This is a genomic window from Marinobacter sp. 1-3A (assembly GCF_016597775.1).
GTDB classification, from domain to species: Bacteria; Pseudomonadota; Gammaproteobacteria; order Pseudomonadales; family Oleiphilaceae; genus Marinobacter; species Marinobacter xiaoshiensis.
Genome location: NZ_VCGZ01000001.1, coordinates 576,417 through 600,361 on the forward strand (window position 1 = coordinate 576,417; position 23,945 = coordinate 600,361).

The 23,945-nt window shown below is 53.8% G+C and carries 26 protein-coding genes; 4 read left to right on the plus strand and 22 right to left on the minus strand.

Going from position 1 to position 23,945, the window contains the following annotated elements; translation table 11 throughout:
• Positions 1–18: 18 nt before the first annotated feature.
• The 20 genes from fliP to FE848_RS02670 all read right to left on the minus strand — a co-directional run bounded on the left by fliP (position 19) and on the right by FE848_RS02670 (position 19,828).
• The gene (fliP, locus tag FE848_RS02575) at positions 19–783 is read right to left on the minus strand and encodes a flagellar type III secretion system pore protein FliP (protein ID WP_265091879.1); all 765 of its coding nucleotides are present in this window, start codon (positions 781–783) and stop codon (positions 19–21) included.
• An 8-nt stretch (positions 784–791) separates the two neighbouring features.
• A complete protein-coding gene (gene fliO, locus FE848_RS02580; RefSeq protein WP_200201156.1) occupies positions 792–1,247 on the minus strand; it encodes a flagellar biosynthetic protein FliO in 456 nt (151 codons plus the stop codon).
• A gap of 1 nt (position 1,248) precedes the next feature.
• Positions 1,249–1,755 (minus strand): flagellar motor switch protein FliN, encoded by a 507-nt coding sequence (fliN, locus tag FE848_RS02585; RefSeq protein ID WP_200201157.1) that lies wholly within the window; start codon positions 1,753–1,755, stop codon positions 1,249–1,251.
• Positions 1,748–2,746, minus strand: coding sequence for a flagellar motor switch protein FliM (gene fliM / locus FE848_RS02590; protein ID WP_200201158.1), 999 nt, complete (start codon positions 2,744–2,746; stop codon positions 1,748–1,750). The genes fliN and fliM overlap by 8 nt, the downstream gene beginning before the upstream one ends.
• Positions 2,747–2,799: 53 nt before the next feature.
• Complete coding sequence (fliL, locus tag FE848_RS02595; RefSeq protein ID WP_200201159.1) at positions 2,800–3,312, minus strand: flagellar basal body-associated protein FliL; 513 nt, start codon at positions 3,310–3,312, stop codon at positions 2,800–2,802.
• Between the two features lie 174 nt (positions 3,313–3,486).
• Positions 3,487–4,626 carry a flagellar hook-length control protein FliK gene (locus tag FE848_RS02600; protein ID WP_200201161.1) on the minus strand — a complete coding sequence of 380 codons (1,140 nt, stop codon included), beginning with the start codon at positions 4,624–4,626 and terminating at the stop codon, positions 3,487–3,489.
• A 134-nt stretch (positions 4,627–4,760) separates the two neighbouring features.
• Positions 4,761–5,117: an Hpt domain-containing protein gene (locus tag FE848_RS02605; RefSeq protein ID WP_200201164.1), complete on the minus strand. Its 357-nt coding sequence runs from the start codon at positions 5,115–5,117 to the stop codon at positions 4,761–4,763.
• 33 nt (positions 5,118–5,150) lie between these two features.
• A complete protein-coding gene (locus tag FE848_RS02610) occupies positions 5,151–6,866 on the minus strand; it encodes a fused response regulator/phosphatase (protein ID WP_200201166.1) in 1,716 nt (571 codons plus the stop codon).
• Between the two features lie 24 nt (positions 6,867–6,890).
• A complete protein-coding gene (locus FE848_RS02615) occupies positions 6,891–7,196 on the minus strand; it encodes an STAS domain-containing protein (RefSeq protein ID WP_200201167.1) in 306 nt (101 codons plus the stop codon).
• Positions 7,197–7,321: 125 nt separating this feature from the next.
• The gene (gene fliJ, locus FE848_RS02620) at positions 7,322–7,765 is read right to left on the minus strand and encodes a flagellar export protein FliJ (RefSeq protein WP_200201168.1); all 444 of its coding nucleotides are present in this window, start codon (positions 7,763–7,765) and stop codon (positions 7,322–7,324) included.
• On the minus strand, positions 7,765–9,162 hold the full coding sequence (gene fliI, locus FE848_RS02625; RefSeq protein WP_200201169.1) for a flagellar protein export ATPase FliI: 1,398 nt from the start codon (positions 9,160–9,162) through the stop codon (positions 7,765–7,767). The genes fliJ and fliI overlap by 1 nt, the downstream gene beginning before the upstream one ends.
• The gene (locus tag FE848_RS02630) at positions 9,143–10,066 is read right to left on the minus strand and encodes a flagellar assembly protein FliH (RefSeq protein WP_200201170.1); all 924 of its coding nucleotides are present in this window, start codon (positions 10,064–10,066) and stop codon (positions 9,143–9,145) included. Before FE848_RS02630 ends, fliI begins: the two co-directional genes overlap by 20 nt.
• Entirely contained in the window at positions 10,066–11,109 is a 1,044-nt protein-coding gene (fliG, locus tag FE848_RS02635; RefSeq protein ID WP_200201171.1) for a flagellar motor switch protein FliG, read from the minus strand. Before fliG ends, FE848_RS02630 begins: the two co-directional genes overlap by 1 nt.
• Positions 11,102–12,802, minus strand: a complete 1,701-nt coding sequence (gene fliF, locus FE848_RS02640; RefSeq protein ID WP_200201172.1) for a flagellar basal-body MS-ring/collar protein FliF — start codon at positions 12,800–12,802, stop codon at positions 11,102–11,104. Before fliF ends, fliG begins: the two co-directional genes overlap by 8 nt.
• Positions 12,803–12,817: 15 nt before the next feature.
• Positions 12,818–13,186, minus strand: a complete 369-nt coding sequence (gene fliE, locus FE848_RS02645; protein ID WP_200201173.1) for a flagellar hook-basal body complex protein FliE — start codon at positions 13,184–13,186, stop codon at positions 12,818–12,820.
• A 340-nt stretch (positions 13,187–13,526) separates the two neighbouring features.
• A complete protein-coding gene (locus FE848_RS02650) occupies positions 13,527–15,005 on the minus strand; it encodes a sigma-54-dependent transcriptional regulator (protein ID WP_200201174.1) in 1,479 nt (492 codons plus the stop codon).
• A gap of 12 nt (positions 15,006–15,017) precedes the next feature.
• The gene (locus FE848_RS02655; RefSeq protein ID WP_200201175.1) at positions 15,018–16,280 is read right to left on the minus strand and encodes a sensor histidine kinase; all 1,263 of its coding nucleotides are present in this window, start codon (positions 16,278–16,280) and stop codon (positions 15,018–15,020) included.
• 223 nt (positions 16,281–16,503) lie between these two features.
• Entirely contained in the window at positions 16,504–17,955 is a 1,452-nt protein-coding gene (locus tag FE848_RS02660; protein WP_200201176.1) for a sigma-54 dependent transcriptional regulator, read from the minus strand.
• 71 nt (positions 17,956–18,026) lie between these two features.
• Positions 18,027–18,380, minus strand: coding sequence for an SOS cell division inhibitor (locus FE848_RS02665; protein WP_200201177.1), 354 nt, complete (start codon positions 18,378–18,380; stop codon positions 18,027–18,029).
• Positions 18,381–18,469: 89 nt separating this feature from the next.
• Positions 18,470–19,828 carry a DUF1329 domain-containing protein gene (locus tag FE848_RS02670; protein ID WP_200201178.1) on the minus strand — a complete coding sequence of 453 codons (1,359 nt, stop codon included), beginning with the start codon at positions 19,826–19,828 and terminating at the stop codon, positions 18,470–18,472.
• 178 nt (positions 19,829–20,006) lie between these two features.
• Between FE848_RS02670 and FE848_RS02675 the strand changes: the two genes are divergently transcribed.
• Both FE848_RS02675 and FE848_RS02680 read left to right on the plus strand, forming a co-directional pair.
• On the plus strand, positions 20,007–20,507 hold the full coding sequence (locus FE848_RS02675; RefSeq protein ID WP_200201179.1) for a DUF6586 family protein: 501 nt from the start codon (positions 20,007–20,009) through the stop codon (positions 20,505–20,507).
• A gap of 49 nt (positions 20,508–20,556) precedes the next feature.
• The gene (locus tag FE848_RS02680) at positions 20,557–20,817 is read left to right on the plus strand and encodes a hypothetical protein (RefSeq protein ID WP_200201180.1); all 261 of its coding nucleotides are present in this window, start codon (positions 20,557–20,559) and stop codon (positions 20,815–20,817) included.
• 8 nt (positions 20,818–20,825) lie between these two features.
• Here the strand turns inward: FE848_RS02680 and FE848_RS02685 are convergent, their stop codons facing one another.
• Together FE848_RS02685 and lexA are read right to left on the minus strand one after the other, a co-directional pair.
• Positions 20,826–21,317: a cell division inhibitor SulA gene (locus FE848_RS02685; protein ID WP_200201181.1), complete on the minus strand. Its 492-nt coding sequence runs from the start codon at positions 21,315–21,317 to the stop codon at positions 20,826–20,828.
• 45 nt (positions 21,318–21,362) lie between these two features.
• The gene (gene lexA, locus FE848_RS02690; RefSeq protein ID WP_200201182.1) at positions 21,363–21,971 is read right to left on the minus strand and encodes a transcriptional repressor LexA; all 609 of its coding nucleotides are present in this window, start codon (positions 21,969–21,971) and stop codon (positions 21,363–21,365) included.
• Between the two features lie 228 nt (positions 21,972–22,199).
• Here lexA and FE848_RS02695 point away from each other — a divergent pair, with 228 nt between their 5' ends.
• Together FE848_RS02695 and FE848_RS02700 are read left to right on the plus strand one after the other, a co-directional pair.
• The gene (locus FE848_RS02695) at positions 22,200–23,201 is read left to right on the plus strand and encodes an amidoligase family protein (protein ID WP_227715082.1); all 1,002 of its coding nucleotides are present in this window, start codon (positions 22,200–22,202) and stop codon (positions 23,199–23,201) included.
• Positions 23,194–23,925 carry a gamma-glutamyl-gamma-aminobutyrate hydrolase family protein gene (locus FE848_RS02700; protein WP_200201183.1) on the plus strand — a complete coding sequence of 244 codons (732 nt, stop codon included), beginning with the start codon at positions 23,194–23,196 and terminating at the stop codon, positions 23,923–23,925. Before FE848_RS02695 ends, FE848_RS02700 begins: the two co-directional genes overlap by 8 nt.
• Positions 23,926–23,945 lie beyond the last annotated feature (20 nt).

The following is a 23,945-nucleotide window of genomic DNA, read 5'->3' on the forward strand; positions in this document are numbered from 1 at the left end:
CTGTCTCTCATAGCCGGCCTATATCCCGTAACTGGCTGCGAGGGTTCCCATAATGAGGGCCCAGCCGTCTACAAGAACAAACAGCATAATCTTGAACGGCAGCGAGATGATGATGGGTGACAACATCATCATACCCATGGCCATCAAAACACTGGCGACGACCATGTCGAGAATAAGAAACGGAATAAACAGTATAAACCCTATCTGGAAGGCTGTTTTCAACTCGCTGGTTACAAAGGCCGGCATCAGAATCCAGAATGAAACATCCCGCGCAGTATCGTACTGAACGTCGGCAATGCGCATGAACAGCGCCAAATCATCTTCCCGGGTTTGCCCCAGCATGAATTCCTTGAACGGCTTACTGGCCAACTCCACTGCTTCCAGGGAAGTTACTTCCTCCTGAAGGTAGGGTTGCAGTCCCACGCGATTAGCCTCTTCAAGCACGGGCTTCATGATAAAAATACTGAGAAACAGCGCAAGGCCAAGCAGTATCTGGTTTGAAGGTGTCGCCTGCAGCCCCAGAGCCTGGCGCAAGATTGCAAACACCACGATGATGCGAGTGAAGGATGTCATCATCATGAGCATGGCAGGCAAGAAGGTCAGCGCGGTCATCAGCGCCAGAATCTGCAAGGTTACCGAGTATTCCTCAACACCTTCACCCTCGCCGGGCTGAACCGTGAATGCGGGAATACCAGGCAAGTCTGCAGCCGCCAACGGGGCCCAGAACATACCTGCAAGTACAACTAAAAATGGAATGTGTCGTTTGAGTGCGGCCACCATCATAGAATCCGTCATTCCTTGCTCGGAGCCGTCCAGGATTTGCCAATCATGCCCTGCAGCCGTTTGGCGAAGTCTCCGGAAGTTGCTTTACCTGCATCCACAACCGGTTCTTCAAAAACCTGAAGCGTTCGTATCGCTGACGGGGTGATCCCCAGTAAAATCTGCTGGCCGCCCACCTCAATCAGCGCGATGCGCTCGCGGGCGCCAATGGCCATTACGGAGACAACCTTGATGGCATTGTTATTCATGCCCGTCATGCCATTCATTCTGCGAATAATCCAGGCGCAACCGTAAATAACGGCTATAACCGCCAACAAGCCGACACCCAGGCTAAGTAACGTGCCCAAGGTATCCGGAGCGTTGCCTGCCACTTTTGCCGGTGCGCTTTTTATGGCCTCAGCGGTTTCTTCCGCAATGGCGGGTAACGCCAACAGGAGTAGCGAGGCTACCGCCGCTTTAATCCACATACTATTTCTGCAGCCGCTTGATGCGTTCGCCCGGGCTGATCACATCGGTCAGGCGGATGCCGAATTTTTCGTTGACCATAACCACTTCGCCGTGGGCAATGAGGGTTCCGTTTACCAACACATCCAATGGCTCACCTGCCAGCCGATCCAGCTCGATCACCGAACCCTGGTTCAGCTGCAGCAAGTTGCGAATGGGTATCTGGGTATTCCCGACCTCCATGGAGATGCTGACAGGTATATCGAGAATCACATCCAGATCCGGCGGCGTAGCGCTGCCCTTGGTTGCCATGCTGCTTTCGTCAAACTCTTCCATAGGGGCTGCGCGAACGCTGCTATCGGCGGCTTTACCGGCCCCAGTCTCCCCGGCCTCTTCCATAGCTTGGGCCCACTCATCTTCCGTGGACTCTTCAGAGCCTTCATCACCGGACTCTTCCATGGCTGCTTCCCATTCGGCAGCCAGCTTTTCGTCCTCGCTCAGCTCCTGACCTTCTTTCTTGTCGTCAGCCATTGCGTCCTACCTTCGATTGTTTTTTTACCTTTGGGCGTTCCGCCCGCTCATGAATTCTCAACGCCAGCTTGCCGTCTCGAGTTCCCATGGTTGCCTTGTAAATAGGAATACCATTGGCGGTAACTGTCAGATGCTCAGGCACCTCTACCGGTATAATATCGCCAGCCTTCAGCTTGGCGACTTCCCTCAGGGAAATCCGACGCCTGCAGACAGTGGTGTTTATTGGAACCTCCACCTCTTTGATGTCCTCCTGCATGGCACTGACCCAGCGCTCATCCACGTCGTCAACGTCGCTTTGCACACCGGAATCGAGCACGTCACGTATAGGCTCAATCATTGAATAAGGTAAGGCAAAGTGTAGCTCACCACCGCCGCCATCAAGTTCGATGTGGAAAGTGCTAACCACCACAACCTCGCTGGGGCTCACAATATTGGCCATGGCAGGGTTTACTTCGGAGCTGAGGTATTCAAAATCTATTTTGATAACCGCTTGCCAGGCTTCCTGCATGTCCTGAAAAACCTGGTTGAGGACCATCTGGACAATGCGATTTTCTGTTGGCGTGAACTCGCGACCTTCGATCTTGGCATGCCGCCCCTCACCACCGAAAAAGTTATCAACCAGTTTGAATACAAGCTTTGCATCCAGAACAAACAGGGATGTTCCCCGCAGCGGACGTACCTTGCAGAGATTCAAACTAGTGGGCACATACAGAGTGTGTATGTACTCGCCAAACTTCATGATCTGAACGCCGCCGGTGGAGACATCCGCATTGCGGCGCAGCAAGTTAAACAGGCTGATACGAGTATAGCGGGCAAAGCGCTCGTTTATCATTTCCAGCGTCGGCATCCGGCCCCGAACGATACGATCCTGACTGGAGAGGTCGTAGGACTTTACGCCGGTTTCGTCGCTTTCTTCATAGGTATCGATGTCACCTTCATCTACGCCGTGAAGGAGCGCATCAATTTCATCCTGTGACAGTAAATCCTGCATACCTAGTCCTGCCGCTGAAAACCTGTGCCCATGTAGGGGCTCTGTTGCGCTAACTATTGAACGACGAAGTTTCTGAACAACACCCTGGTGATCGTGGGTTCGCCTTCCTGTTCCAAAACCTGATTAACCGTATCCAGCATCCTGTCTGCGAGGTTTTTCCGCCCTTCCGGCGTTTGCAACTCGGCAAAGCTGCTACTGCCAAGCACCATCACCAGCTGGCTACGAATCAAGGGCATATGCAGTTTGGCCGCAGCCAGAGCCTGAGGGCCCAGAGATTCCAGCGACACATACACCTGCACATAACGCTGGCGCCCCTCTCCCTGAACCGTTGTTACCAGAGCTTTTTCGATCTCCAGATAAACACTGGGTGTAAAGGGTTCTTCCGTTACCGTACTGTCCTCACTGGCGGCGTCGCCCCCCATTCCGGGTATAGTGCCACCGAGAAACCACAGGGTTCCTGCAACGGATAACGCAATCGCCAGTATCACTACGATCACCAGCAAAATGATCAGTTTCAGTTTACTTTTTTTGGCCGGTGCTGCCTCAGCTGTGCTGTTTTCTGCCATAGTGTTTTTCGCCAGAAATCCGTCAATGAACTCTTATGCCCAAGACGTTTGTATATTTTTTTGCAAGGAGCGGGCCAGAACGCCCTGCCCTCCGTTCAGTCCCGCAGTTTAGCCTTGCGAGAGGTGTGGGGCAAAGCGGATTGGCGAACAGCGTTCAGTATTTAGTGCTGGTGCTCAGGCAAATACATCGATGGCGCCATTCCAGCTCAGGTCAAGACTGCCAGCTTGCCCCCCTTCGTCACCGCTTTCTGCCGCTGACAGTGTTGTGCCAGACCCGGTCGATGAGCCATCCCCGTCACCTGTATTCTGTTCTCCAGACGAGTTCCGAGAGTTATCCGACACGTCAAATTGAGCCAGGGAAAGCCCTTGCTCGCCCAGCATGTCACGGAGCCGGTGGGAATGAAGTTCCAACTGTTCCCGAACAACGGGGTTTGCTGCATGTACAGTGATGTTGGCCTGGTCATTCTGAACCCGAACCCGAACCTCCATTGGCCCCATGTCAGGAGGCGTCAGGTGAATCTCAGCCACCGACAGGTTTTTGGCTGTGAGCCAACTGAGCTTGCCCATGAGTTTGTCGCCCCATTCTGCATGATTTACGGGCACATCAACCGATGTTGCGTAACTCCTCAGAGGCACCTGCGCGTCTGCCGCCAGCTTGCCGGCAGCGTTGTTGGCGTTTTGCTGGGAAACCAGTTCAACTGCCGATTCGAAACGGGTTCCGGTCAGCAGCGCAGAGGGGTCAATTGAACTGGCCGATTTACCGGCCAAGGGCATCACTGAATCGGACAACTGTGTGGCAGTCTGTTCAGGTTTGACTCCGGCAAGACCTGCAAACAACTGGGCGCCCGGCGCTACTGCAGCTGGATTATTCGCAGGTAATCCGCCTGCCACCGCAGCCTGCCCTGTTGTCGGCACCAGCAGCGCCTGCAACTCTGCAAACGTCAGGGGAATAGCCAGCGCTTCCATCTCTGGCGCTATTTCTGCGTTCGCTCCGTCAACACTCATACCAGCCACAGCCGTTTCGTCTGCTGCGGCCGTCTTGTCAGCTTTTGCTGGCGCGCCGGGCTTTCCGGAAGGCTGGGCCTGATTCGCAGTCGGCTCACTGTCTGCTTTCCGGGCGTTTCTGGCTTCGGTTTGTTTGTTATCGTCGTTACGCTGGGCCTGTTGGCGATCCAGTCGCTTCTGCTCCGTGCGGGAAACAGAATCATACCGGCTTTCGCCGCCCACACTGTCGCGAGCTGATCCGGCTTTCGAAGCACCGGCATCATTCTGCATCCCTGGTGCGGGAGTCTGGGGAAGAACCATCTGAGTCATGGCAACCTCTTGCCGCTTTTGAACCCTGGATGCCTGATTCAATCCGCCTAAAGGCGGTTTATCAGGCTCATACCCGGATAACTGCAAAAGCGGTGCCAGCCTACAGCCTTTGGCTCCATTACCGGTTCAGCAGACTATTCCGCGCCCCCGGCCATCAGCGTGTGCAGGGCATCCGTCACCCGCTGAAACTCTGCGTCTATGGTATCCAGAACGGGCTGAACATCACTCAGGCGCCCGTCCTGTCCGGCTTTCTCGACTTCCCGGCAAAGAGCTCCAAGACGCGGTGCTCCAATATTGATACAACTGCCCTTAAAGCTGTGGGCGGTATGGGCCAAAGCCTCGGCATCTCCGTCACTTATGGCTTTTTTCAGGCTTTCGATTCTATCTCTCGAATCGCTCAGGTAGGTGTTAATCAGTGTTTCGAATTCATCTTCCATTACATCCTGAAGCTCTGCCAGAGCTTCTTCATCAAGGTGTGGCTTATCAACCATGACCAACTCCCTTGTTCCTGTTAAAGGTTATTATTAAAAGAACCATTCATAGACAACGTCTACCCGGCTCCCTTTCTTATCAAACTGGACGGTTTTCGCCAGCCGTTTTATTAATGCCAAGCCCCTGCCGCCGTAGCGGGGACCACTCTGAGCCATCTCTGTGGCTTGCAGAACGGGATGGTTCTGGAAATCGAAGCCCTCGCCGCTGTCCTCGCAGACAACACGCAAACGCCCCCCCAAAGCCGTCAAATCGTGATGAAAACTGAACCGTATATAGTGACCATCTACCCGGCTTAGACGTTTGGCCCGTTCGGAATAGTATCGGTCAAAGCCCTCTGGTGTATATTTCCATTCCGATGGAAGCTGAAGTACACCGTGCTCAAGCGCATTATTGTACAGCTCTGAAAGCAGTGTATAAACTTCTCCGCTCCTTCGCCGTAACCCGGGCACTTCCATACAGATGTGCAGGAGTAGTGGCAGAGGGTTAAACTCTCCAAGCGTACTCCCCTGGAGTTCGTAATCACAACGCCACTGCGTTGGCCCAGCCAGGGTCGACAGCTCAACGGCATCAGGCAAAGCCGCCTGACCTGCTTCATCAACCATTTCCAGACAACAAAGCGTTAGATCGTCGCCAAACTTGTGCTGCCCGGTAAACCGCTGTATTTCGCTCATAAGTGCATCAAAAGGGTGCCTGCTCAGGCCAGCATTTTCTATAGCCCTACGAACGCCCTGCTCACCAAAGAGCTGCCCCTCGCTATCAGAGCATTCCAGCACGCCATCGGTCATCAAGAGCAAACGGTCGCCTGGCCGCGACCTCACAGTTTCCATGTCTGCCTTAAACTGGTCCGGACCCAGAATTCCCAGAGGCAAGTGACGCGAAGGCAGGCTGTAACGCTCAGTTGGCGACCGCATCAGCCACATGTCAGGCAAGCCGCCATTCCAGATATTTAACTGATTCAGAGCAAAGTCTACTTCCACCATAGCGCCGCAGCAGAACATATCTTTCGGGAGAATCCGGACCAGCTTCTGGTTTATTTCCCTGAGGATATCGGCACCATTAAAGCCCTTTCCCGCCATGCCATAAAAGGACTCAGCTACGGGCATAGCGCCTATCGCTGCAGGTAATCCATGGCCGGTAAAATCTCCGGCAAATACAAGCATTCCACCGGCCGGCCGGGGTGAGGCAAACAGTACATCGCCACTGAACACTGATAAGGGGGATGCATGAAAACGAATATTAGGCGCATTCAGGCAACCGGTATGAGCGACATTATCAAAAACCCCTCGGGCTATGTGTTGCTCTTTCAGCAACTGCCGGTTTCGCTCATGCATCAGGTCTCGCTGATCAGACAGCGCCTGGTGCATCAGGCGCATCCGGTTAAACGCATTGACCTTGGCTTTGATCATCACCCGGTTATAGGGTTTGCTGAGAAATCCATCCCCTCCGGCTTCAAGGCACCCTGCCAGGTCCTCGGGCTCGGTCAGAGAGGTAATAAAGATCAGCGGCACCAGACGCTCACCCGCAAGTTTCTTGATATGTCGGGCAGCCTCCATGCCGTCCATTGAAGGCATGAGTGCATCCAGCAAGACAATATCCGGTGTTTCCGACTGAAAGAGTGCCACTGCCTCGTGGCCATTGGCCGCATCGACCACCATGTGGCCCAAGCGCTTCAATAAGGTTTTCAGTATCAGGCGGTCACTGTCACTGTCGTCTGCAATGAGAATTTTGAGAGGTGCAGATTCATCCATGACAGGTTCCAGTGATCTGAGGGATCACCGAATGGTGAACAGTTGCTCAAAGTTGGAGATGGTCAGTATCTTGCGGACATCGTTGTTGCAGTTCTGAATGACAATATCGGCACTGTCTCCGCCCGCATGATCCCGGAGCAGAAGCAGCATACCCAGTGCAGAACTATCGAGATAGGTTGCGTCTGACAAATCCACAACGTAGCCACTAACATCCCGCCCACCATGTTCATAGGCATCACGAAAGGCCTGGTGAGTACTGAAATCAAAGCGGCCTTCTATCTTTATGGTCAGGGATCGTCCATCGTGACTACGGTGGGTCTCAATTGGCATCCGCATAAACCTCCGGTGGTATTTATTAAAACATCCGGCAACCTCTGTTCAGGCGCCCCGTGTTTATACAAGGATAGCGCAGCGCTGCCAGTTTGCATGAAGTGAAGAATGATTCAGCGCAAGCATCAACGACTGCGACGTGCAAAAGCCCGGCCAGCAGCCTCATCCGCAAGCTTCTGTTCCTGAACATCCTGTGCCCTGCTTTCTTGCTGGCGACAGGTTTCAATGTATTTTTCCATTCCTCGACGGCGCTCCCAGGCTTGTTGCCACTCTCGCCTGCGGGCCTCAAACACTGCTTCAGCCTGGGTAAGCTGTTTTTGCTGCTGCAGGATAACCTGATCAAGCTGGGCAATAAATGCCTGCCAGGCCTGCAAGCGATTTACCTGCACCACGCCATGCTGGCTTTCTCGAATCTGATCCCGGTATTCCTGCTGGTAGCGGTTGAGCTTTGCCACCTGTTCACTGTGCTGCTCAACCACTTCGCGAGCCTTGCCCATCAATTCGAGCGCTTCCTTCTCCTTTCGCTCTTCAAGAGTGAGCACAACCGCGAGGCGTTTTGAGCGCAGCATTATTCAGCACCTCTATTGGTACCGGCCGTTGGATCAAGAGCGGCAGATTTACGGCGCTCCGGTGAACGCCTCTCCGGAACGACCGACAGCAAGCCCTCAATACTTTCAGGCAAGGAAGCGCGCTCGTTAAGGTCCTGCTGCAGGAATTGGCGCATATTGCTGATATGAGTAATGGCAAAATCGGTTTCCGGGTCAGAACCCTTCACGTATGCACCAACACTGATCAGATCGCGGGCCTGCTGATAACGGGAATAAACCTGTTTAAACCGCTGGGACCGAGCAAAATGCTCGGTTTCTGTTACTTGTGGCATAACCCGACTGATGGAAGCTTCAACGTCGATGGCGGGGTAGTGGCCCTCTTCCGCAAGCCTTCGGGACAGCACAATGTGACCGTCCAGTATCGCCCGGGCTGCATCTGCAATGGGGTCCTGCTGATCGTCGCCTTCGGTCAATACGGTATAAAATGCAGTAATGGAGCCGCCTCCGGGTAAGCCATTGCCCGTTCGCTCCACCAGTTGCGGTAGTTTGGCGAACACAGAAGGCGGATAGCCTTTGGTCGCAGGTGGCTCCCCAACCGCCAATGCAATCTCGCGCTGGGCCTGAGCGTACCGTGTGAGCGAATCCATCAACAGCAGCACGCGCTTGCCTTGATCCCGATAGTACTCTGCAATGCGGGTAGTCAGCATGGCCGCACGCAATCGCATCAGAGGCGAATCATCAGCCGGGGAAGCAACCACAACCGACCGGGCCAGGCCTTCTTCACCCAGAATATCCTCAATAAATTCTTTAACTTCCCGGCCCCGCTCACCAATCAGGCCCACAACGGTGATATCGGCGTCGGTAAACCGGGTCATCATGCCCAACAACATACTCTTACCAACACCACTGCCCGCAAACAGGCCCAAACGCTGCCCCTGACCAACGGTCAACAAGGCATTAATGGCCCGGATGCCCACATCCATGGATTGGCGCACAGGAGCGCGGTTAAGAGGGTTGATAATGTCGCCGGTAAGTGGAACACGGGCTTCAGCCTGCAACGGCCCCTTGCCATCAAGGGGCTCGCCACTGCCATCCACTACACGGCCCAGCATAAGAGGACCAACCGGAACACGGCTGGCTGAGGACAACCGAACTACCCTTGCACCTGGTTTAAGACCTTCAATGGCAGTCAAAGGCATGAGGTAGACTTTATCATCCTCAAACCCCACCACTTCCGCCTCAACCGTGCCGCCACCTTCGCCTTTTATCACACACCTGTCGCCCACCACCATCGGGCAGCCGACACATTCCAGCGTTAGCCCAACCATTCTGGTCAGGCGACCTGAAAGCTCAGGCTCCAGATCTGAGCGGAGATAGGCCTGATATCGATCGAGGCGGTCAGCCAGGGAGGATGTCATCAGGCTCGCCTTCGACAGGTTTATCTTCGGGGGGCATACTGCCCTCAGTAGCCTCTTCGCTTGTTTTTTCTTCCGGAGAGCTCAGTACATCTCGCTGAAAGTCTGTCAGATCATCCATCAGCGCGCCCAATTCTTCAGGTTCGCCGCTTTCACCATTGCCGACCTGAGGCTCCAACATGCTCTGAACAGCGCGCTGAAAGCGTTTTTCGACGGTAAAGTCGACGAGACTATTGCGGGTTTCAACCCGACAGCCGCCAGGCAATACCTTGTCATCCTCTACAACAGAGGCTGTCGCTTCAAAACGCCCAGCCACTTCAACAACGGCGCTGTGATCATCCGGATGCACATAAATCCGAACATTTTCCGCCGTGGTGGGCAAGGCTTCCATGGCTCGGCGCACCACTTTACGTATCTGTGAAGAGTCGATAGTCAATTCGCGGTAAACAACGGCCCGGGCAAGCACCATGGTGAGGTTCAGCAAAGAAGTTTCAATTTCATCCTGGTGCCGACCGATAGGCACCAGCAACTCCCCCAGTAATTGTTCAAGGCGATCCAGGCTTGCGCTGACTTCCTTGCGGGTTTCGTCATAACCCTCGCTCTGGCCCCGTTCCTTCCCTTCGGCAAGCCCGGCTTCAAGGCCTTCTTTGTGGCCCTGCTCATAACCCTCAGCACGACCCTCCTGCAATCCCTGCTCTCGCCCTTCGTTAAAGCCATCATCATGCGCAGCCTGGCGAATTTCGACGATATCACCGGCGGTCAATGGCTTTACGTTACGCTCTTCCACACGGGCAACCTCGTTGCCACGGGCATCGAGCAACGGGAGTTCCCACCGCTCATAGGCGGTAAGTTCCTCTTTGGGAATGCGACTGAGATCTTTAAGAGGGTCTTTGGAGGAGTCTTTCATCACATCATTTCTTCACCCGCGCCGCCCAGCGTGATTTCTCCCGCTTCGGCCATGCGACGGGCAATGTTAATAATGTCTTTCTGAGCGGATTCCACTTCGCTCACCCGCACAGGGCCTTTCGCTTCCAGATCGTCCTGCAGCAGCTCGGCTGCACGCTTGGACATGTTCTTGAATATTTTTTCCTGCACTGCGTCATCAGCGCCCTTGAGGGCAACAACCAGCACTTCTGAAGACACTTCTCGCAGCAACGCCTGAATACCCCGGTCATCAATATCCTTGAGGTTATCAAACACAAACATAAGGTCTTCGATTGTTGTGGCGAGGTCCGGGTCCATATCCTTGATGGAATCCAGCAGGCTGCCTTCAATACTGCGATCCATAAAGTTCATAATGTCCGCCGCGCGCTTTATACCGCCTATGCGACTGGTCTGGGCCGCCGACCCGCCGGAGAACTGCTTTTCCAGAATATCGTTTAGCTCTTGCAGGGCCTGGGGCTGAATACTTTCGAGCGAAGCCACCCGCATCATTACGTCGAGACGTACCTTTTCATCCAGGGTTGCCAATATTTCGGCAGCCTGGTCCGGATCAAGGTAGGAGATAACTATGGCCTGAATCTGCGGATGCTCATAGCGGATAATATCACCGACAGCTCTTGGCTCCATCCATTTAAGCGTGTCCAGGCCGGTGGTATTGCCACCGATAAGAATGCGATCAATCAGGCTCGCAGCTTTATCGTCACCAAGAGCCTGTGTCAGCATGGCGCGAATATAATCATCATTGCCTACGCCAAGCCCGGTCTGGCCACCCACTGCATCCACAAACTGATTGAGCACATAGGTTACATCGCCTTTGCTCACATCCTTCATCTGAGCCATGGCAACACCTACCCGCTGGACCTCTTTGGGCCCCATATGCTTAAGCACTTCAGCAGCATCTGCCTCGCCCAGAGACATCAGCAGAATCGCCGCCTGCTCTACCCGAGGAATTTTCCTCTGAGGCGCTTTAGGTGCATCAGCACCTGGCGCTCCGGATTGATCAGTCATCAACATTCACCCACTGGCGCATCACCTGAGAAACCCTCGCCGGATCTTCGGCAATCAGGCCTTTAAGAGCATTCAGTTGTCTATCATAGCTGTCTGTCGCGCCCGGCAAAAGCAAGTCGTCCTGCGAGGTCAATGCTTGTCGCAGAGCATCGTTTCCACCCTCGTCATCATAACCATCCAAATCGGAATCCCCACTCCGGGCACGCTGAGCGCCACCAGACAGGCTCTTCAATGTTGGACGCAACAGGCCTAACACCAATACCAATATCACCAGACCAGCCAAAACCTGCTTCATGAGATCCCAAAACCAGGGCTGTTCCCAGAACCCGGGAGTGTCAAACTCGTAAGCTTCTTCCGGGGCAAACGCTGTATTCATTACAGTTACACTGTCACCCCGTGCAGCAGAATAGCCTACAGCATCCCGCACAAGCATGCTCAGGCGCTGCAATTCCTGCTCGGGCCAGGCTTCATAGGTTACCGCGCCGGTATCCGGATTGACCACTTTCATGTCGTCAACAGCCAGTGCTACCGTTACACGCCTTACGCGCCCCAACTCCTGCCGCGTGTAACTGACCGTACGGTCCATCTCATAATTTCGTGTTGTTTCCTTGCGCACATTCACTGGCGGCTGCGTTGGTACTCCATCCTCTGCAGCGCCCGCTTGAGCATTAACCTGTTCAGGTACTGTGGCGTTAGCGGGAGGCTGATTAGACAGAGCACCCGGCACACCACCGTTAAATCCGGCAACGCGCTGCTCTGTTAAATCGCGCTCGCTGCGCACAGCTTGCTGCTCCGGATTAAACAGCTCCTCTGCCTGCTCAACTGAGGAAAAATCCAGATCTGCAGAGACTTCGGCCCGGTACCGGCCTTCGCCAACAATAGGTGCGATTAGAGAGGCAACGCGGCGCGTAAGACGCTCTTCCAGGCGCGAGGTGTACTCGTATTGATCCTGCATGCGCTCGCCATCGCCGCGATTGGTTTTACCAGTCAGTAAATTCCCGTTCTGATCAACAACCGTGACATGGTCCTTGTTCATCATTGGAATACTGCCGGCTACCAGATTCACGATCGCTGCAATCTGTTCCTGCTCCGGACGGCGCCCTGCAAAAACTTCCAGAAACACCGAGGCGGTAGGATCACGGGCATCCCGCACAAATACAGAACGCTCGGGTATAGCCAAGTGAACCCTGGCAGCGCGCACGCCACGCATACTGCTGATGGTGCGTGCCAGTTCGCCTTCAAGGCCACGGCGGTAGCTGACCGTTTCCATAAACTGGGATGTACCCAGGCCACGATCTTTGTCGAGCAGTTCGTAACCCATGGTTTTTTGATCTGTAACGCCCTCGGCCGCCAATTTAAGCCGGGCTGTATATACCTGCTCGGAAGGCACCAGCAGAGCACCAGTGCGCGTATCCATTTTATAATCGATACCATTACTGTCGAGAATGGTGGTTACGTCCTGAGGGTTGTACGCAGACAAATCCCCCACCACTGGCTGATAGTTCGGCTCCTGCGCCCAAAGTACAACTGCGAGGCCCAGTGCAACACTGGCAGCAAGCCCCACCATAAGGCCAACCTGTCGCAGCAGGTTCAGGCGGTTAAAGCCCATAAACAAGTCACTGCTGCTTTCGGAGCCACCGCCACCCTGCGTGGCTGGCATATTCGGGACTGTTTCTGCGGGAACGCTGGCCATGTCTGTGCTCCGTTATCAGATTGGCATATTCATGATGTCTTCGTACGCCCTGACCACCCGGTTACGCACCTGGGTTAAGGCCTCAAAAGACACCGTAGATTTCTGGGCTGCAATCATCACTCGGGTAATATCCACAGTGGGGTCGCCCATATCGTAGGCCGTACGCAATGAATTGGCTTCCTGCTGAACCTCGTTCACATTGTTAACGGCCTTGCTCAGCATGTTACCGAAGCTGCTTGTCTCCTGGGTTTGATCAACCTGTCGCGGCCCATCAATACGGCCACGTACTGATAAATCCTGGTCAACACGCTGGTTCTGATTCATTTGCGAACGCAGTGCGCGGATATCGGAAAGAACACTGTTGATGTCGGCACGCTGAACCATAACTTTCTCCTGACACCACCCCGACAGGGGCTGGCTTGCTGATCTAACTGTATTGATTAAGTCTAAGCAATGGTCAGGCCAGGATTACTTTACCCTTAATTTACATAATGTTATGAGCGCCAACTAAAGACAGACGTTCCACAGCGACAGAGTTTTGACAGAATTAAATTACCCACAATACCTGTGGATAAGATTGTTAACACAGCAAGGACAGGTCACCTACAACACCGCGGAATGGGGCCTGCAGAGAACTGGTGTGAAATTGAACAGTATGAGGCACGCAGCGATAAAAAAGGCACCCATAGGGTGCCGAATGAAGGGGTACTACGATAATTCGGTTTTACGCCATAGCCAGCTCAGCATCCAGGTCTATTCCGGCATCGCGCATCTGAGCCAACTTGTATCTCAGTGTTCTGGGGCTGATACCCAACTGTTCCGCCGCCCTGTTGCGGCGACCCCGCTCACTTTTTAGCGTCTGGATGATGATACGAAACTCTTGCTGGCGCAGATCATCTCCCAAGGTCCCCGCTTCAACCATGGCAGGGGCGGGGTCATCTGTTTCATGGACTCGTGATGAAAATGCTGCCGAAGCAGGCTGCCCCTGATGTTGCGGAAAAGATTCTTCAATACCAGCTGCAACCGTTGCCGGGGCTGCTGATACAACCGCGTGGCCATCGAAGCGTCCGCTTGTGCCCATATCGAGACACAGGTCGCCCGCGTGAATCACGTTACCCTGATGCAGAACCAGAGAGCGCTGGATGGCATTATCCAGCTCCCGCACGTTGCCAGGCCAGCTGTGTTGAACCAGAGCGTTGCGGGCATCCGCAGCAAAGCTGATGCCGGTAAGTTTCATCTTGCGACAGTGCTTCTTCAGCAAATAGGTTGCCATGGGCAATATATCCAGAGGACGCTCCCTCAATGACTGCCAATGCATAGGGAATACACTCAACCGATAGTAAAGGTCTTCCCGGAACCGACCTTCCCGCACAAAATCTGCCAGATCCCGGTTGGTGGTCGCAATTACGCGCACATCCAGGGAGATGGTTTTGCGCCCGCCTACCCGCTCCACTTCCCGCTCTTGCAGAACACGAAGCAATTTGGATTGCAGAGCCGGATCCATCTCTGACACTTCATCCAGTAAAATCGTTCCGCCATTAGCTTGTTCAAATTTACCTGGGGCTGATGCAATCGCACCGGTAAAGGCACCTTTTTCATGGCCGAACAGAATCGCTTCAAGCATGTTCTCGGGAATAGCCGCGCAGTTAATGGCCACAAACGGCTGTTCCGCCCGGGGCGACTGCTGATGGATGTACCTGGCCAGCACTTCTTTACCGGTACCGCTCTCGCCGGAAATCATCACCGTAGAATCACTGCCAGCCACCTTGGCTGCCAGTTGAAATATGCGCTTACTGGCCGGGTCTTCAGCTACTGGCTCATCGCCAGACTTCGGGCGACTGCCGCCGACTACCTTGGTAACGGCATCAACCAACACCTTGGGCTCGAATGGTTTCACCAAATAATCCACTGCACCGGATTGCATGGCAGAAACCGCGTGGCTAATTTGGCCGTAGGCTGTGATCAGCATCATCGGCAAGCCCGGGTACAGCCGCTGCACCTCTCCCAGCAATTCATGGCCGGAGAGGCCGGGCATGTTTACATCGCTGACCACCATATCGACTGGCGCCTCTGCCAGACGCACCAGCGCCTCATGGGCATTGGAAGCTTCGCGCACGCGGAACTTTGCCAACTCCAGAGTGGTTACCAGCGCCTCCCGCAGGTCACGGTCATCTTCAACAATCAGTATCTGGGCCTTGGCCATGGTTGCCTCCGATTAAACGGTCTTACGAGAAAGGTTACGGGAAGGGCTACGCAAAAGCGGCAGACGCAGAGTTGCAACAGCACCGCCCTGCTCTGGCGAATCAATAGAAAACTGCCCTTGATGCGCTTTGACAACGGCCTGCACAACCGCCAGGCCAAGCCCGGTGCCGTGAGATTTCGTTGTGTAAAAAGCTTCTGCAAGCCTGCCAGCTTCTGCCTTGGCAAAGCCCGGGCCGTTATCCAGAACACGAATCAGTAGCTCGCCCGCGTCCAAAGTAACCTGAACAGCTACGGCGGTTGCACCCGCTTCAAGACTGTTATTCACCAGATTGGTACAGGCGCCCACCAACGCATCCCGGTTACACATCAACCGACAATCCGCTGGCACATCATTCTTTAGCATCACATCCGAACCGGATGCTGGCTTGATTCCATCTAGTGCAGATTCCAGAGCCGAAACCAGTGTTGCGGCAGAAAGCTCCTCCGCCAACCGGGTTTCGCCCCGGGCAAAAATCAACATATCCCGCACCTGCTGCTCCAGGTGGGTAAGCCTTGACATCAAGCGGGATGCACAACGCTGGCGCATCTCCTCATCCAGATCATCCTGGGTTAAGTGACCGCCATAGAGAATAGCCGCAGACAAAGGGGTACGAATCTGGTGCGCAAGCGACGCAACCATCTTGCCCATGGCGGAAAGCCGCTGTGCGTGAGCAAGCTGTGATTGCAGATGACGGGTTTCTGTCTGATCGGTCAGCAGAATCAGCTGCCCTGGCTGGTTTTCCATGGTACGAATTTCAATGCTCACCCGGCGCCCATCTTTCAAAGACACCTCGTGACCATCATCCCGGCGTGGCGAGAAACAACGGCGAATCACATCCACCCAGCGCTCACCGTCCAAAGGCTCACCCAACAACGCAGCCGCTGCCGGATTACTCTGGGACACCACACCCTGACTATCCAGAACCACCACACCCGCTGGCAGAGCTTTCAAAAGAGTAGAAAGCCGATCAGCCAACTGCTCCTTCTCTTCCAGCTCCTGCTGACGCTGCAGAGACTCCTGGCTCAATTCGCCAGACAACTGGTTAACCCGCGACTCCAGCGTGCGATATGAATCGGTAATCTGCCGCGACATCTGGTTAAACATCTCCAGCGCAGAATCCACCGCCTCATCATCCTGCTGCGGAAACAACGCCCTAACCTTATCGTTAGCATCCGCCGCCGCATTGGCCTGGGCCTCATGCTCCACCGACTGAATGACAAACTGTGCCTGACTCATAACCTGACTCCCGATTAACCCGTCACACCGGGCCACACCCTTCGGATGATTCGTTTGCAGATTACAAAGCGAGCTTCGTGCCAACTAGGCTTTTATCATATAAATCAATGAACAGGATTAACCGAAGAAAGGTGAACGACGGGTTTACGTCGTCCAGAAACGAGAAAACGCCAAAGGCCGAAAACCTTTGACGTCTTATTGTCACAAGAAAAAAGAAGGCTACTCAGGACTCCTCAGACTCCTCCTCCCGAAGCCCATACTTCCGAACCTTCTCAACCAGAGTAGTCCGCCGAACCCTGAGCTTCTCAGCCGCCCGAGCAACCACCCCGCCAGCTTCATCCAATGCCTGCTGAATCAACTGCCGCTCAAGGTTCGATAAATAATCCTTGAGATCAATGCCATTCACCGGCAACAAAGCAGGAGCATCCAGCCCGACCAATCCGGGAATGCCAGACGGCATGCCCGAATCCTCAACGGGCCGGTTCTCATCAAAGTCATCCACATACCGGAACTTCTTGGGCAACTCCTGCACACCGATTACCGAGTATGGGTGCATAATCGCCAGCCGCTCTACCAGGTTCGCAAGCTCCCGTACGTTACCCGGCCAGTCGTGCCGGCACAGACTCATGATCGCCGCCGAATTCATTCGTAAAGAGCCGCGCTTCTCTTTCTCCATGCGGGAAATCAGCTCATTAATCAGCAGCGGAATATCCTCCACCCGATCCCGCAATGACGGCACCTCAATGGGGAACACGTTCAGCCGGTAATACAGATCTTCCCGGAACTCACCGGTTTCAATCATATCCTCAAGGTTCTTGTGGGTTGCAGCAATCACACGAACATCGGCAGAAATCGTACGGTTACTGCCAACACGCTCGAATGTACGCTCCTGCAAAACGCGTAGTATTTTCACCTGCATGTTAAGGGGCATATCGCCGATTTCATCCAAAAACAGGGTGCCACCTTCCGCCATCTCAAAACGCCCGACCCGCGCCGTAATGGCACCGGTAAATGCGCCTTTCTCATGGCCGAAAAGTTCACTCTCCAGCAGCTCCGCCGGAATGGCACCACAGTTTACAGGCACAAATGGCTTGTCACGGCGAGATGAGTAGTAATGGAGATTTCTGGCAACAACTTCTTTACCGGTACCAGACGGCCCGGTAATCAGCACGCTCACGTCCTTATCGGCCACTTGCTCCATCAGCTGGCGTACTTGCTGCACCTTGCGACTGGTACCAACCAGGCTGCGGAACAGCTGCAGCCCCCGCTGCTCACCACGCTCTTTGGAACGCCGGAACTGATCGCTGTAGATTTGCGCACGGTACAGGGAGTCAACAAACTTGGTGTAATTAAGCGGCCATTCCATACGGGCAATAACGCGTGAGGCATCTGTCTCCGCAAGACCTTTGAGTAAAGGGTCGCCAACCATGAGGAAAGGCACGCCATGCACTGCCTTACACACTTTTTCGATTGTGCTGACGATATTCGGGTCTTCCCCGTTTACCACGACAACCGAAATGTCCGCCAAACTTTCTGCATCGCCAGATTCAAGGAGCGCCAAGGCTTCGTCGCCTGCTAAAACCTGTTCCTCGCCGACGAACTCCAGAATAGTCGCCAGATCCCGACGCCTCGACTCGTCCTCACTCAGCACCAGCACCTTGTTATTTTTGGACATTCACAAACATCTCTTTGGGGGATATGTGCGGTATTTAAGACTGTAAACACAGAAGAGTCAATTTTATGACGCTATTTTGGCTGGGTTGTTGAAACGTTGTGATAGGCTTTGGCAGCACTGCGGTTTCGATTCACACCTTTCAGAGCCTGTTCCGCTTCAGCCTTGGCTCGGGTGGCACCCTCACCCGCTGCGTCCATAAACTGGCGCAACTCTTCAAGCCGAGTGCGAACCAGTTCCGGATCGGCCTTCCCGGCTTCCAGCGAGGCCATCAGGGGTTCTATTGTAGGCTTTACCTGCTCGTTAAGCCGCACCAGGGCATCCCAATCCTGGTCTGCGAGTGCGTGACCCAGGTCTGCCATAAGCTGATCGAAGCTATCCAGGTAGGCCTGGAGTTCTGAAGAAGGGGGATTCTGAGGGTCGGCCATAACCTGTTCTCCTGGAAATAAGGGATAGAATACGGGCGACCCGGTCAAGCCGCTGGCTAGCGCCAGCAACTCAACCGTTTACACTGAAATCAGCGGCGAGCGTCTCGCCTTGCTGAGGAAGCCGTAAATTCGCTGCCCCGGAACCCGGGCTCGAAATTATAAGCGGGATAGTTATTGTTCAAACCATCAACATAATAACGCTTCGCCTTGAGGTCGTAGGTCATTTCCATGGTAGTCCAGAATACTGGCACCTGGTAATAACTGATGTTGTGGGCCTCGGAAACACGCCACAAATTGCCCGCCTCGTCATACTCTTCGGACATCAGGATTTGCCAACTGTCTTCATCCACATAGAAAACACGACGGTCATAAATGTGCTTGATGCCGGTGCGGCGAGTTGCCTCGACTACCCATACCCGGTGCAGTTCGTAGCGGGTCAGCTCCTGATTGATATGCCCGGCACGGATGACATCACCCGGCTTGACAGACTCATCATGCAGTTTGTAAGCATTGTAGGGAACAAACATTTCCCGCTTACCCTTCAACTCCCAGTCGTACTGGTTGGGCGCACCGTTATACATATCTTTCTGATCGACCGAGCGCAGAGAAGAAGAGTTCGGCAAGTCTGTTTCATACGCCAGGTTCGGCGAGCGCCTCAGGCGTCGGGATCCGGCGTCATAACGCCAAGCCAGCCGCGGCGAGCGCACCTGATCGAGGGTTTCATGCACCAGTGTGATTGTTCCGGCCAAGGTAGAAGGTGAAATTGTATCGGTCTTGAGATAGAAGATTTTGTTATCTATATCAGCAAGCACCGCCCCTTCCTTGCTGTAAGGGAAGTAGTAGTCGTAGTGATTAACTACAGGGTTGTAGGAGCCATCCACCTGGGGCGTTGCAGAGGCACTCCGGAAGGATACCTCTTCACCGCGATACCGCAAAATGTGGTTCCACATCACTTCAAGCCCGGTTTTCGGAATGGGAAACGGGCTTGTCATAATAGTGTTGCGCACGCCATTACCGTTATCCAGCACCTCCGCAGTCAGAGCATTCTCATAGTATTTCTCGTACACATTCTCAGGAAATGCTGCTGTACGGCGAGTCTGGTAAACCGGCATAAAGAAATTCGGGCCGTACTGGCTCAGCATTTTAATGGAGCCTTCAGAGAGCCTGTCTTTGTAGAGGTGCATGTTGCTCGCAGTGATTACGAACAAGGTTTCGTCTTGGGGAAATGGATCTATCTCAACCTGGCCCTTACGCCAGTTAGCAGGCGCCTCACTCAGCCCGCCGGTCCACTCGGGAATGCTACCGGAGGCATTGCTTGCCCGCTCAGCACCAACCGGCGTCAAATCCCGTTTTAGCCGTTCTGCTTCAGCTACCGTTACTGCTGACAGCACCTGGCCGGTATACCCAACCAAAAGAACTGCCATACATGCGACTAATCGGCTCCGCATTCCATACCCCTCCAGACAAACCAATAACCCAAGACGAAGCATGCTTTTTGCCAAATTCAAACGCCCGTTTCAAGTCATTAATTGTGTTTTATTGTCACTTGGGACCAAGTCTGCAGGGGGGTAAAGAAATCTGCAAACCAAAATGGTAGAATGGCGGATTAATTAAGGTGAGCGCTCGATGGCTTCTCAATGGTATTCGCTGGTTTCACAAAAATTGTTTCTTGCCAGCACGTTACTTGATGTCGCGGCTCAAGCGGCTGCTACAGGAAGCTCGGCGCCAACGCAAAAACTGCAGCAGGAAGCAGCAACACAAGGCTCTATCGAACTGCTGCTGAGAGCGAAACAATTATTACTGGCAATGATTGCCAGGCTTTACCAGAAACGCCCGAATAGGCCTTTGTCCCTCGCGGAACTGGCCAATCTTATTGGCGATGAGGCCACGGAAATAGAGTTTCTTACAACTCTTGAACGGGACAGCAGAAGCTGGTGGAGCCACCTTGATCAGCTCGAGACTGCTCAGAACAACCCACCAGCGACACGGAAGACGGTTAACTCAGAAAACATTATTGCCGTCTCAGCAGAAACCGGGCCAGACCGATCAGCCCAAGCTCTCAGAAAAACTCTGAAAGCCATAAAACAGTTTACCGACAACCTGGAAGCGCAACACGGCGAGTGGTAATCCCTCCCAATACACACTTACAGGTTCTCAACATTAAAAGGTTATTGAAATGTCACCATCGTTTTTCGAAATTGTACAACTGAACAACGGCGATTATGCCCTTCGCCGCATCGACGACGACAGCGCGCCATTAGTCAAAATTTCATTTTCGGATGAAGCCCGTGAAATGATGGGAGATCGGGATATGTCTGTGGCCAAAGCCATGATTGCGGCGGGTATAGAAGCTGCCGGGACTGTGTCTCACGACATTGACTGGGAAGACGACGAACTGGACGTTTCAGACGCCCAGCCCGCATACACACTGCATTAAAACCGGACTCAACGCTGCCTGAGAACGACCCCGTGGCTGTTGCCTTTAGCAGCCGCTTCCTGCAAGGAAGCAAATGCTGTTTTACCCAGCTTCCCCGTCCACATAACCACCGCATGACAGGTACCCGCGCTTAGTGCTATCTCAGCAAGCTGACGAGCCGGGTACTCAGCGGTAGAACGCAAAACCAGCAGTTCACCGGTAATGATACCGTGCATCTTTTGCCACTTACTCACCAGCGCCTGGGGCGGGTCTATCCACGCCAACCAGCGCTTCTCCTGGTTCAGCTGAGTCAGCATTGGCAATAGCAGTTGAAAGTTCTCTACCTGCCCCTCCGGCAGAATGATTTCCGTTACATTTCCAGCCGGCGCAGGACTTTCCACATCAGGCTTGCGCCGCGTCCGGATAACCGTGCGCTGCTTCGGGGCTGTGTATTCCGGTACCAGGCCAGGCATAACGCTCTGCTGCCACGCAATATTCTGATTAAAGCTTAGCTGTTCCATATATTTACCCGCCTTTACAATGCGTCTGTGGTTATGCTGGCCCGATCAGTGCAGATCGGAACGCCGGATAACACCCACACCCAGCCCTTCAATAAACAATTCCTGCTCTTTCAAATCGATTTCTATCGGCGCAAACTCTTCATTTTCAGCGATCAGATAGACTTTTGAACCTTCTTTTCTAAAGCGTTTCACAGTCACTTCATCACCCACCCGGGCTACAACCACCTGGCCATTTCGAACATCCTGAGTGCTGTGCACAGCAAGCAAGTCGCCATCCAGAATCCCGATATCTTTCATGCTCATACCCCTGACACGAAGCAGATAGTCAGCAGAAGGCGAGAAAAACTCCGGCTTGAGCGTGCAATGGTCTTCAACGTGCTCCTGGGCCAGAATCGGACTGCCCGCCGCTACCTGACCAATAACCGGCAAACCGGGGTCTTCGGCAACTTCAGGCAACCGGATACCCCTGCTGGCACCCGGAACCATTTCGATGGCACCCTTACGCGCCAATGCACGCAAGTGCTCTTCCGCCGCATTCGCAGAACGGAAACCCATCTCTGTCGCAATTTCTGCACGTGTAGGTGGATAGCCGGTTTCGTCAACAGATCGACGAATAATTTCCAGTACCTGGGTTTGTCTTGCTGTCAGCTTCATTGTTTCGCTGCTCCGCTTGCTGCATGCAGGGCTTATACAAGCCGGGTCTTATATGTGATGGTGTATACAGTAATCCAACCATCCTGTCTTTTTATACAGTGATTTGACTATATACAGTGTTTTATCCAGTGTAAAGCCGCTCAGGTTATTTTCTTGCAGCTCCCTGACTGGTAGTGCTTTGGTAGTGTGATAGAGTGAAAAACTTCACACTCCGCCTCAGAGAGAACCATGAATAAAACCATCACCTTGAACATGCCAGACGTAGTCAAAACCGCCGACGGGAAAGAGCGCAGGGTGGGTGTGGAGATTGAATTGTCCGGGTTGGGATATCAGGAGTTAGTTGACCTGGCCGGGGCGTTGTTGGGCGGCGTTGCAAAACCGCAGTCCCGCTATGTGAGCACGCTTGAAACCCCCTTGGGCAGTTTCATCATTGAACTGGATTCCGACCCGATCAAAGATCTGGATCTTGCAGACGAGCGCCTTCCCCAACCCATTCGGGAACTTGGCGGGCAGGCAATGGAGGTTATAGACGCAGCGGCTGAATTGATTGTGCCGCTGGAAATTGTAAGTCCGCCCATGGCTTTTTCAGACCTGCACCAGATTGAGACTCTGGTCGACGAACTCCGGGAAGCGGGTGCATTGGGCAGCAGAAACGCGATCTACTTTGCGTTCGGCTTACAGCTTAACCCTGAACTGCCAGACCTCAAGCCGACAACACTTGTGCGCTATTATCAGGCGTTTGCAGTGCTATATGATTGGCTAAAAGCTCGCCATCAACTGGATATCAGCAGAAAGTTCACCCCCTACATTGAGCCGTGGAGCAGCAAGTACACCGACCTGTTGATTGAGGACAACTACGCACCAGATCAGCGGCAAATGATGGTGGATTACCTGGAATCCAACCCTACTCGTAACCGAGCCCTTGATCTACTGCCCCTGTTTGCTCATCTCGACAAACCCCTGCTCGACGAATACGTTGAAGACCCCCGCATCAAAAGCCGGCCAACCTTGCATTACAGACTTCCGGACTGCGACATAGATAACCCTGACTGGCATTTCTCCACTGTCTGGAATGACTGGGTCGTGGTTGAGCAACTGGCCAACCACGCTGAGGATTTGAGAGAACTTCGCGCCCTGTTCATGGACAGCCGTAAAATCAGCATACGCAATCTGACCACAAGCTGGCTGGAAACCTCTACACACTGGCTCGAAAGCAAAGGCTATGTCTGAACACATCGAACCTGACGACAGCCTGCCCGGGCTGACGATAGGCATCAGCGGCCCGGCTCGAAAACGTTTTGCCCAACGCTTGATTAGCTTGGCACTTCGCCTGAAGGGTGCGCATACCTACTACATACGCCCTGGTGCCAGGGTGGATGTGTCTCTGCTTGACGGACTGGTGCTTTCCGGGGGTACCCACGTGCATCCTGAGCGTTATGGCCAGCAGCCGCAGGTAAGCGCCAAGTATGACAAAGCACGGGACACCACAGACCAACTGCTCCTGGAACAAGCAGAAGCAATAGGAATCCCGGTACTGGGTATTTGCAGAGGCGCGCAGTTCATCAACATATTCCACGGTGGCTCCCTGTGCCAGAACGTTACCCCCTTAAGGGTAAACACCAGACACCGCCCTTTATTGCTGCCGATGCAAACCGTACGACTTGTCGCAACAAGCTTGCTGGGGCAGGTTATGAGAGCGCCGGTAATAGGCGCAAACCGCATACACAGCCAGGCCATAAAACAGCTTGGGAAAAACCTGAAGGTGACCGCGGTGGATAACGACCTGTTTGTTCAGGCCATTGAAAGCACCCAGGGGCAATGGCTTATGGGGCTTCAGTGGCACCCTGAATACCTGCTTTACCATGCCGGGCACAGGCGCATCTTTGGTCAGTTTCTGGAGGCAGCCTTAACCGTCAAGCTGGCCCGATTGAGCCAAACTGCTCCAGCTCATTGAGCGTCCGCTGCAACTGACAG

Excerpts from the sequence above, each read along its gene's own strand:
- fliP (WP_265091879.1), bottom strand. The coding sequence starts at position 783 with ATGATGGTGGCCGCACTCAAACGACACATTCCATTTTTAGTTGTACTT.
- fliO (WP_200201156.1), bottom strand. The coding sequence starts at position 1,247 with ATGTGGATTAAAGCGGCGGTAGCCTCGCTACTCCTGTTGGCGTTACCC.
- fliN (WP_200201157.1), bottom strand. The coding sequence starts at position 1,755 with ATGGCTGACGACAAGAAAGAAGGTCAGGAGCTGAGCGAGGACGAAAAG.
- fliM (WP_200201158.1), bottom strand. The coding sequence starts at position 2,746 with ATGCAGGATTTACTGTCACAGGATGAAATTGATGCGCTCCTTCACGGC.
- fliL (WP_200201159.1), bottom strand. The coding sequence starts at position 3,312 with ATGGCAGAAAACAGCACAGCTGAGGCAGCACCGGCCAAAAAAAGTAAA.
- FE848_RS02600 (WP_200201161.1), bottom strand. The coding sequence starts at position 4,626 with ATGACTCAGATGGTTCTTCCCCAGACTCCCGCACCAGGGATGCAGAAT.
- FE848_RS02605 (WP_200201164.1), bottom strand. The coding sequence starts at position 5,117 with ATGGTTGATAAGCCACACCTTGATGAAGAAGCTCTGGCAGAGCTTCAG.
- FE848_RS02610 (WP_200201166.1), bottom strand. The coding sequence starts at position 6,866 with ATGGATGAATCTGCACCTCTCAAAATTCTCATTGCAGACGACAGTGAC.
- FE848_RS02615 (WP_200201167.1), bottom strand. The coding sequence starts at position 7,196 with ATGCCAATTGAGACCCACCGTAGTCACGATGGACGATCCCTGACCATA.
- fliJ (WP_200201168.1), bottom strand. The coding sequence starts at position 7,765 with ATGCTGCGCTCAAAACGCCTCGCGGTTGTGCTCACTCTTGAAGAGCGA.
- fliI (WP_200201169.1), bottom strand. The coding sequence starts at position 9,162 with ATGACATCCTCCCTGGCTGACCGCCTCGATCGATATCAGGCCTATCTC.
- FE848_RS02630 (WP_200201170.1), bottom strand. The coding sequence starts at position 10,066 with ATGAAAGACTCCTCCAAAGACCCTCTTAAAGATCTCAGTCGCATTCCC.
- fliG (WP_200201171.1), bottom strand. The coding sequence starts at position 11,109 with ATGACTGATCAATCCGGAGCGCCAGGTGCTGATGCACCTAAAGCGCCT.
- fliF (WP_200201172.1), bottom strand. The coding sequence starts at position 12,802 with ATGGCCAGCGTTCCCGCAGAAACAGTCCCGAATATGCCAGCCACGCAG.
- fliE (WP_200201173.1), bottom strand. The coding sequence starts at position 13,186 with ATGGTTCAGCGTGCCGACATCAACAGTGTTCTTTCCGATATCCGCGCA.
- FE848_RS02650 (WP_200201174.1), bottom strand. The coding sequence starts at position 15,005 with ATGGCCAAGGCCCAGATACTGATTGTTGAAGATGACCGTGACCTGCGG.
- FE848_RS02655 (WP_200201175.1), bottom strand. The coding sequence starts at position 16,280 with ATGAGTCAGGCACAGTTTGTCATTCAGTCGGTGGAGCATGAGGCCCAG.
- FE848_RS02660 (WP_200201176.1), bottom strand. The coding sequence starts at position 17,955 with ATGTCCAAAAATAACAAGGTGCTGGTGCTGAGTGAGGACGAGTCGAGG.
- FE848_RS02665 (WP_200201177.1), bottom strand. The coding sequence starts at position 18,380 with ATGGCCGACCCTCAGAATCCCCCTTCTTCAGAACTCCAGGCCTACCTG.
- FE848_RS02670 (WP_200201178.1), bottom strand. The coding sequence starts at position 19,828 with ATGCGGAGCCGATTAGTCGCATGTATGGCAGTTCTTTTGGTTGGGTAT.
- FE848_RS02675 (WP_200201179.1), top strand. The coding sequence starts at position 20,007 with ATGGCTTCTCAATGGTATTCGCTGGTTTCACAAAAATTGTTTCTTGCC.
- FE848_RS02680 (WP_200201180.1), top strand. The coding sequence starts at position 20,557 with ATGTCACCATCGTTTTTCGAAATTGTACAACTGAACAACGGCGATTAT.
- FE848_RS02685 (WP_200201181.1), bottom strand. The coding sequence starts at position 21,317 with ATGGAACAGCTAAGCTTTAATCAGAATATTGCGTGGCAGCAGAGCGTT.
- lexA (WP_200201182.1), bottom strand. The coding sequence starts at position 21,971 with ATGAAGCTGACAGCAAGACAAACCCAGGTACTGGAAATTATTCGTCGA.
- FE848_RS02695 (WP_227715082.1), top strand. The coding sequence starts at position 22,200 with ATGAATAAAACCATCACCTTGAACATGCCAGACGTAGTCAAAACCGCC.
- FE848_RS02700 (WP_200201183.1), top strand. The coding sequence starts at position 23,194 with ATGTCTGAACACATCGAACCTGACGACAGCCTGCCCGGGCTGACGATA.